Genomic DNA, 7142 nt, shown 5'->3' on the forward strand with positions numbered 1-7142 from the left:
AGGTGACCAGGATCGCGCTTGCCGCGCGCGTCGCCGACGATGCGCGCCGTTTAGTCGCTTATCTGCTGGAACACGATGCAGCCAGTGTGCAGCGAAAGCTCGCTGGCATCTTCCAGGCGATCGACGCACTGGCGGACAATCCACTGATGGGGCGCGCAGTGCATGGCGGATTTCGCGAACTGGTCATAGGCCGCGATGCCAGCGGCTATCTGGCGCTCTATCGTTACGCACCGTTGGACGACACCGTGTATGTGCTGGCGATCCGTTCGCAGCGCGAAGCGGGTTACCTTGAAAGCCTGTTTTGATGGAGTCAGCAGTGACAGCACACACCCTTCGTATCGCCATGGCCCAGTTCGACTTCCCGGTCGGCGCGGTGGCACAGAACACCGATCGGATCATCGAGTTCATCGCCGCGGCACGCGACGAGTTCGAAGCCGATATCGTGCTGTTTCCGGAATTGGCGATCAGCGGCTATCCGCCGGAAGACCTGCTGTTGCGCCCCGGGTTTCTCGCCCACTGCGAGCAGGCGCTGGCGCGGATTGCCGCAGCCACGCGCGGCATCGTGGCGGTGGTCGGCTGGCCGCAGAGCGCCGGCAGCGTGGTCTACAACGCCGCCAGCGTCTTGCGCGAGGGGCGTATCGAAGCGACCTACCGCAAGCGCGAATTGCCCAACTACGCGGTGTTCGATGAGCGCCGCTACTTCGACGTGGACCCGGACGGCGACAACTGCGTGGTGACCGTCAAGGGCGTGCAGGTGGGCGTGGTGATCTGCGAAGACCTATGGTTTGCCGAGCCGTTGGCCAAGACCGTGCAGGCCGGCGCCGAACTGGTGCTGGTGCCCAATGCCTCGCCGTACGAGCGCGGCAAGCATGCGCAGCGCGATGCCTTGCTGGCCGAGCGCACCCGCGAGAGCGGGGCGGCGATTGCCTATCTCAATGTTGTCGGTGGCCAGGATGCACTGGTGTTCGACGGCGCCTCGGTCGTGGCCGACGGTGATGGCACCGTGCATCCGGCCGCAGCAGCGTTCGTGGACCAGTGGCTGGTGGTGGACTATGCCGCCGGCGAGCGCAGCTTCACCCCGGTGGCGTGGGTGGAAGATGGCGACGAGAGCATGGACGCGCTGGCCTGGCGCGCGGTGGTGCGCGGGCTCAAGGATTACTGCGGCAAGAATGGTTTTCGCAAGGTGTGGCTGGGGCTGTCCGGCGGCATCGACTCGGCGTTGGTGCTGGCGATGGCGGTGGATGCGCTGGGGGGCGAGAACGTCACCGCAGTGCGCCTGCCGTCGCGCTACACCGCCGGGCTGTCGAACGATCTGGCCGAAGAACAATGCCGCGCGCTGGGCGTGAAACTGGAAACGATTGCGATCGAGCCGGCGTTCGAAGGCCTGCTCGCGGCACTGGGGCCGCTGTTCGCAGACACCCAGCCCGACATCACCGAAGAAAACCTGCAGTCGCGCAGCCGCGGCGTGATCCTGATGGCGTTGTCCAACAAGTTCGGCGGGCTTGTGCTCACCACCGGCAACAAGAGCGAATACGCAGTGGGCTACGCCACCATCTACGGCGATATGTGCGGTGGCTACGCACCGCTCAAGGACCTGTACAAGACGGAGGTCTTCGGCCTGGCCAAGTGGCGCAACACCGTGGGCGGCGCGCCGGTGATTCCGCCGGCAGTGATTTCGCGCCCGCCCTCGGCGGAACTGCGCGACAACCAGACCGACCAGGACTCGCTGCCGCCCTACGACGTGCTCGACGGCATCCTGTACCGCTACGTCGACCAGGAGCAGTCGCGCGATGACATCGTCGCGGCCGGCTACGCGGCCGACACCGTGGAGCATGTGCTGCGGCTGGTGCGCCTGAACGAGTGGAAGCGCCACCAGGCAGCGCCCGGGCCGAAGGTGTCGCGGCGCGCGTTCGGGCGCGAGCGGCGTTACCCGATCACCAATGGCTATTCGGGTCAGTAGCCTGTGGCATTGGGCGTCGCGCGCGCTGGCGCCGACGCCGACGCCGGAGGCTGGGCGAAACGGGTGAGCAGCTCCAGGGTCGGCTTGGGGCGCGTCAGGTCGTACATCAGGCCGAAATGGCCTTCGACGCCCGGGATGGTGGTCTGGTCCAGCAGCTGGTAGACGTTCACCTCGGCCACCACGTCGGCATAGTGGTCGCGCACGGTGCGTAACAGCTGGGCCAGGCTGTCGTAACAGCCGCCATCGCCCTGGGCGCCGCCGCTGACATTGCCGGTATATACCTCGGCGCAGTTGAGTTCGTTGAAGAACACCGGCGTGTTGTAGGTCTGCGCGGCGGTGCGCAACTGCCCCAGATACAGGTCGGTCCAATAGCCGGCATCGTGGTGGAACGCGTAGTAGTGGAAGCTGATGTGGTCGAACGCAAAGCCGGCCGCCCGGGCCTTGGCCAGAAACCAGAGCGAGCCATTGCGATCGCCGGGGCAGCGCGCGGTGGCACTGTGGTCGTCGCTATTGCAGGCGGTGATGTTGATGGTGAAGCGCAGCCCTGCGCCCAGCTCGTTGGACGCCTGCTGCATGCCCTGGTACATCGTGGTCATCGCCGCGATCCTGGCATCGGCCTCGGCACGCACCAGATCCTGCTCGTTACCGATCTCCCACACCTTGATGTCGGCGGCGTAGCGGCGCGCCAGCTGGTAGCCGATCTCGCGGGTCATCGGGTAGACCATCGGGCGCAAGGTGATGCCGTACTTGCGCGCGAGCGGAACCAGCGTGTCGAGCGTGGCGTCATCGCGCGGGTCCACGTCGAAGCGATAGCTGCGCAGGTTGCGCGCAGCCAATAGCTTGAAGCGGGCCTCGGCCTGCGTCATGGCGTAGGCGGGGCGGTTGTCGTGGGCGTTGACGCCGTAGACGATGGGGGCGGCGTGGGCGGTGGCCGCAAGCAGCAGCAGCCCGAGCGCGAACAGGATCCGTTGACCGGACATCGACATACAGCCTCCTTGGCGTGCGCCGGCAGGATGTCGTCCCTGCCTTATGCCTGGAGTATAGGAATCCTCGCTAAGCCATTCGGTGACCTGGTGCCGGGTCTCGGGCGCCCGCGCTGGCGATGTGGCCCGGATCCGGTTCGCGATGCATGAGCTCGCCCCGGCAGAGCGCGTTGCTGCCCAGGCCTCGTGCGCATGCAGCTGCCGCACACGGACACACGGTGGCTCAGGGTGAGCATGGCAGCGAAGTCGAAGGCGATATCTGCCTCGGGACCCAGGAAGACCACGCCACGGACGGCAGCTGGAGCTGGCCCGTGCCAACGTGTCGCCGCGCAAGCACGTCCCGCCAAGGGAGCGCCGTGTCGCGATTCCACCCGGCGCTGCGGCAATAAAGCGTTGCGGCAATAAAAAAGGGGTCTTGCGGCCCCTTTCATCTCATCGCCGATCGATCTCTCAATCGCGACTCATCTGTGCATTGCGCTGGCCGGTGGCGGCGGACTTCTCGCCGGCGAACGGATTGAGCTTGCGCACGGCCCACGGATACTTCGGCCAGTTGCCGGTCAGCCACGGGTGCTGCGGGCTGTTGAGCTCCAGCACGCGGCGCGCGTCGGCGGCCAGGGTCTTGTTGCCCAGGTGGGTGTAGGCCTCGGCGAGCACGGCGACTGCGTCGTACTGGAACGCGCTCTGCGGGTAGGTTTCCAGCAGGTAGTTGGCACGCCCTGCAGCCGACACCCAGGCATCGCGGCGCAGGTAATACAGCGCGTTGTCCAGTTCGTGCTGGGCGAAGATGTCGCGCAGTTCGATCATCCGCTTGCGCGCGTCCGGCGCGTAGCGGCTGTTGGGATAGCGGTCGGTGACGGTGTTGAAGTCGTTGTAGGCCTGCTGCGGTGAGGACAGGTCGCGGCGGCTTGGGTCCAGCGACCACACGCGGCGCAGGAACACTGTGTCACGGTTGCTGTTGGCCAGCCCGCGCAGGTAATACAGATACGAGATGTTGCGGTGCGTCGGATAGGTGCGGATGAAGCGGTCGACGCTGGACACCGTGTCGTCGTGCTTGCCGGCCTTGTACTGGGCGTAGGCGGTTTCGATCATCGCCTGTTCGGTGTACGGGCCGTACGGGTACTGGGCGATCAGGCGCTTGTAGCTGGCTTCGGCGCCGGCCCAGTTGCCTTTCTCCATCAGGCCGTGGCCCTTGCCGTAGAGCTGCTCGACCGGCATGCCCTCGTCGGGATTCTTGTCCTTGGCGCCGCGGTGGCAGCCGGTGACGACAAACGCCATGACCAGCATGAGGGCAATCAGGCGCGCAGGCGCGGAAAACGTGGACCGTCGGATCATGGGGTCTGGGCAGGACGCGTCAGGAAAACGAAAGGGCGATGATAGCCTAGTGGCCTGTCCGGCGACTGACTCCCGCCGCCCGGACCCCAAATTCCTTGGTTTTTGCCTGAGTACCCGCGTCCATGTCCGACCAATCCTCCGAACCCCTCGATTCCTCCCTGCGCCAGGCTGTCGTGCCGGACAGCGCCGCCGGGCGTCGCTTCGATGCGGTGCTGGCCGAGCTGTTTCCCGAATTCTCGCGCTCGCGGCTGTCGGAGTGGATCAAGTCCGGCGATGCGCTGCTGGACGGCGAGACCGCCCGCCCGCGCGACACCTTGCGCGGCGGCGAAACCGTCCAGGTGCAGGTGGTGCTGGAAACCCAGACCCACGCCGCGCCGCAGGACATCCCGCTGAACGTGTTGTACGAAGACGACCAGGTGCTGGTCATCGACAAGCCGGCGGGCCTGGTGGTGCATCCGGGCGCCGGTAACCCGGACGGCACCCTGGTCAATGCGCTGCTGTTCCGCGACCCGAACCTGGCTGCGGTGCCGCGTGCCGGCGTGGTACATCGCCTGGACAAGGACACCAGCGGTGTGATGGTGGTGGCGCGCACGCTGCAGGCGCAGACCGCGCTGGTGGAGCAGCTCTCCGCGCGCGATGTGCACCGCCAGTACCTCGCAGTGGTCGTGGGGGCGCTGGTCTCCGGCGGCACCGCCGATGCGCCGATCGACCGCCACCCGCGTGACCGGCTCAAGATGGCGGTGCGCGACGACGGCCGCGACGCGGTCACCCATTACCGTCTGCGCGAGCGCTTCCGCGCGCACACCGCGCTGGAATGCCGTCTGGAAACCGGGCGTACCCATCAGATCCGTGTGCACATGGCGCATCTGAAATCGCCGATCGTCGGCGACCCGCTGTACGGCGGCGCGCTCAAGCTGCCCAAGGGCGCCACCGACACGCTGGTGGCGGAGCTGCGCGGCTTCAAGCGCCAGGCCCTGCATGCCGAAACGCTGGAATTCCTGCACCCGGTCAGTGGCGAGCCGGTCCGCGCCAGCGCGCCGGTGCCGGAAGATCTGCAGCGGCTGATGAGCGCCCTGCGCGAAGACAGCGCACGCGCCGCCGAGTTGGCGCGGCGCTGAGGTGAGCGCCGTGCCGTTGTTTGTGTTGCCGGCGCAGTGGCCGGCGCCGCCGCGCATCCACGTATTGACCACGCTGCGGCACGGCCTGGGCCTGTCGCCGGCACCGTTCGACAGCCTGAATCTCGGCAACCGCAGCAGCCCGCAAGGGGACCTGCCAGCGAATGTGGAACGTAACCGGGCGCTGCTGACACAGGCGCTGGGCCTGCCAGGCGCGCCGCACTGGCTGCGGCAGGTGCACGGGGTGGAGGTGGTGCGCGTGGACGCGCCGCGTGCTGCGGATGCGGCGCACGCGCAACCGCAGGAACTGGACGAGCCGGTGGCCGATGCCGCCGTCACCAGCGTGCCCGGCGTGGTGCTGGCCATCCTCACCGCCGACTGCCTGCCGGTGGTGCTGGCCGCCGCCGATGGCAGCGAGGTGGCGGCCGCACATGCAGGCTGGCGCGGGCTGGCCGACGGCATGCTGGAGCGCAGCGTGGCCGCGATGCGGACCCCGCCAACGCAGCTGGTCTCCTGGCTGGGGCCGGCCGCAGGGCCGCAGGCTTACGAGATTGGCGCGGACGTCTTCGAGGCGTTTGTGACGCGTGATCCGCAGGCGGCCAGTGCGTTCGTGGCCACGCGCCCGGGCCACTGGCGGGTGGATCTGTACGCGTTGGCGCGGCTGCGCTTATGCAGCGCCGGCGTGCCGGCCCAAGCTATCCATGGCGGCGAGCTGTGCACCATTTCCGACCCGACGCGGTTTTTTTCGCACCGCCGTGATCGTCGCAGTGGGCGCATGGCCACGCTGGCCTGGATCGCGCCCTGAGCCCGCCGCTGTTTGCGCAGGTGCTGGGCGCGGCAGCCTTCGCCCAATTGCCGGCGCCGGTGCGCGCGCTGCACGCGGTGCAGCAGCGGCAGCGCTTCGTTGGCCGCGCGCTGGTGCGCCGCGGTGCGCATCCGCTGGTGCCGCTGCTGGCATGGCTGAGCCGCCTGCCGCACAGCGGACAGGTCGCGGTGGAGGTGGAGTTCCTGGTCGATGCCAACGGCGAGCGCTGGCATCGGCGCTTTGCTGGCCTGCCGATGCACTCACGGATGTGGCGTCACGGCGCATGGTTGCGCGAACACCTGGGCGCAGTGCGTTTTGAGTTCGCACTGCGCGCCGATGCCACCGCGCTGTACTGGCAGGCGCGGCGGGTGTGGGCATTCGGCTGGCTGCCCTTGCCGGCGCGCTGGTTCGAGCAGGTGCGTTGCCGTGAGCATGCCGACGAGGGCCGCTATGGCTTCCTGGTCGACGTGCATCTACCGTGGGTGGGGCCATTCATTCGCTACGAGGGTTGGCTTGAACCGCACTGAGCACGCCGCGCCGCCTGCCACCATCGTGTTCGATGGCGTGTGCCTGCTGTGCAATGGCTGGGTCAGGTTCCTGTTGCGCCACGACCACCGCAGGCGCTATCGCTATGCCGCCATGCAGGGCACGGCCGGGCGCGCATTGCTGGTCCAGCACGGGCTGGACCCGGACGACCCGCTGTCGTTCCTGCTGGTGGACGCGGCAGGTGCCTGGACCGATACCGATGCAATCGTGCGGGTACTGAGCGGGCTTGGTGGCCTGTGGCGCGTGGCGGCAGTGCTGCGCCTGGTGCCGCGTTCGTTGCGCGACATCGGCTACCGTGTGGTGGCACGCAACCGCTACCGCTGGTTTGGCCGCAGCACGCACTGCATGTTGCCCACGCCTGAGCAACGCGCGCTGTTTCTGGATTGATGCCGCCGCATGTG

At 67.7% G+C, this 7142-nt stretch carries 8 protein-coding genes; 6 read left to right on the forward strand and 2 right to left on the reverse strand.

Annotated features, from left to right (window positions below; translation table 11 throughout):
- The first annotated feature begins 2 nt into the window (after positions 1 to 2).
- Positions 3 to 305: a type II toxin-antitoxin system RelE/ParE family toxin gene (locus ACD584_RS20800; protein WP_011038207.1), complete on the forward strand. Its 303-nt coding sequence runs from the start codon at positions 3 to 5 to the stop codon at positions 303 to 305.
- Entirely contained in the window at positions 305 to 1960 is a 1656-nt protein-coding gene (locus ACD584_RS20805; protein WP_175611668.1) for an NAD+ synthase, read from the forward strand. The genes ACD584_RS20800 and ACD584_RS20805 overlap by 1 nt, the downstream gene beginning before the upstream one ends.
- Here the strand turns inward: ACD584_RS20805 and ACD584_RS20810 are convergent.
- The gene (locus ACD584_RS20810; protein WP_076037047.1) at positions 1954 to 2946 is read right to left on the reverse strand and encodes a hypothetical protein; all 993 of its coding nucleotides are present in this window, start codon (positions 2944 to 2946) and stop codon (positions 1954 to 1956) included. The two genes, ACD584_RS20805 and ACD584_RS20810, sit on opposite strands and share 7 nt — an antisense overlap.
- Positions 2947 to 3393: 447 nt before the next feature.
- Complete coding sequence (locus ACD584_RS20815; protein WP_042594911.1) at positions 3394 to 4275, reverse strand: outer membrane protein assembly factor BamD; 882 nt, start codon at positions 4273 to 4275, stop codon at positions 3394 to 3396.
- Between the two features lie 122 nt (positions 4276 to 4397).
- Between ACD584_RS20815 and rluD the strand changes: the two genes are divergently transcribed.
- The 4 genes from rluD to ACD584_RS20835 are packed head-to-tail and all read left to right on the forward strand — an operon-like array spanning position 4398 to position 7128.
- Positions 4398 to 5393, forward strand: coding sequence for a 23S rRNA pseudouridine(1911/1915/1917) synthase RluD (gene rluD, locus ACD584_RS20820; RefSeq protein ID WP_016944992.1), 996 nt, complete (start codon positions 4398 to 4400; stop codon positions 5391 to 5393).
- A 1-nt stretch (position 5394) separates the two neighbouring features.
- Positions 5395 to 6195: a peptidoglycan editing factor PgeF gene (pgeF, locus tag ACD584_RS20825; protein WP_076037046.1), complete on the forward strand. Its 801-nt coding sequence runs from the start codon at positions 5395 to 5397 to the stop codon at positions 6193 to 6195.
- Positions 6196 to 6215: 20 nt separating this feature from the next.
- Positions 6216 to 6722, forward strand: coding sequence for a DUF4166 domain-containing protein (locus ACD584_RS20830; protein WP_076037045.1), 507 nt, complete (start codon positions 6216 to 6218; stop codon positions 6720 to 6722).
- Positions 6709 to 7128 carry a thiol-disulfide oxidoreductase DCC family protein gene (locus ACD584_RS20835; protein WP_011038200.1) on the forward strand — a complete coding sequence of 140 codons (420 nt, stop codon included), beginning with the start codon at positions 6709 to 6711 and terminating at the stop codon, positions 7126 to 7128. Before ACD584_RS20830 ends, ACD584_RS20835 begins: the two co-directional genes overlap by 14 nt.
- Positions 7129 to 7142: the final 14 nt, after the last annotated feature.

Origin of the sequence: Xanthomonas sp. NCPPB 2922, assembly GCF_041520885.1 — a bacterium.
GTDB classification, from domain to species: domain Bacteria; phylum Pseudomonadota; class Gammaproteobacteria; order Xanthomonadales; family Xanthomonadaceae; genus Xanthomonas; species Xanthomonas campestris.

Coding starts and splice junctions, on each gene's coding strand:
- ACD584_RS20805 (WP_175611668.1), top strand. CDS start 305: ATGGAGTCAGCAGTGACAGCACACACCCTTCGTATCGCCATGGCCCAG.
- ACD584_RS20810 (WP_076037047.1), bottom strand. CDS start 2,946: ATGTCGATGTCCGGTCAACGGATCCTGTTCGCGCTCGGGCTGCTGCTG.
- ACD584_RS20815 (WP_042594911.1), bottom strand. CDS start 4,275: ATGATCCGACGGTCCACGTTTTCCGCGCCTGCGCGCCTGATTGCCCTC.
- rluD (WP_016944992.1), top strand. CDS start 4,398: ATGTCCGACCAATCCTCCGAACCCCTCGATTCCTCCCTGCGCCAGGCT.